This is a genomic window from Candidatus Hydrothermales bacterium, from assembly GCA_039630235.1.
Taxonomy (GTDB): domain Bacteria; phylum Hydrothermota; class Hydrothermia; order Hydrothermales; family JAJRUZ01; genus JBCNVI01.
In genome coordinates this window covers 1-526 of record JBCNVI010000073.1, presented here as the reverse complement: position 1 = coordinate 526, position 526 = coordinate 1, and the positions used below count along the sequence as shown (strand labels likewise).

The 526-nt window shown below is 36.1% G+C and carries 1 protein-coding gene; it reads right to left on the bottom strand.

The annotated features are described in order from the left end of the window. On the bottom strand, nucleotides 1–526 hold a 526-nt coding region (locus ABDH49_09370), incomplete at both ends, for an amidase family protein (protein ID MEN3047147.1).

Here is a 526-nt window from a genome sequence, read left to right as displayed (position 1 = left end):
GAAAGTTAATCTAATATTCATTGCATCATCTACAAAATCAGGTTTGAAATCTTTAGAAGTAGTACTGTCATAAGGATCAAAACCAGATATTACCTGCATTATCAGGGATAGGTCTTCAACATATTTAGAAAAAGGTCCTATCTGATCTAAAGAAGAAGCATAAGCAACCAAACCATATCTTGAGACCACACCATAGGTTGGCTTTAATCCATATATTCCACAGAAAGCAGCTGGTAATCTAATAGATCCTCCCGTATCAGAACCTAATGATAATGGAACCATATCAGTAGCAACGGCAACTGCACTACCCCCACTGGATCCCCCAGCAACCAGTTCAGGATCTATTGGATTCTTTACTATTCCAAAAAACGAATTTTCATTAGTTGATCCCATAGCAAACTCATCTAGGTTAGTTTTTCCTACTATAACTGCACCTGCAGCATACAATTTTTCAATAACAGTAGCATTATAAGGAGATATATAATTACTCAATATCTTTGAAGCACAAGTAGTTGGATAACCTTTG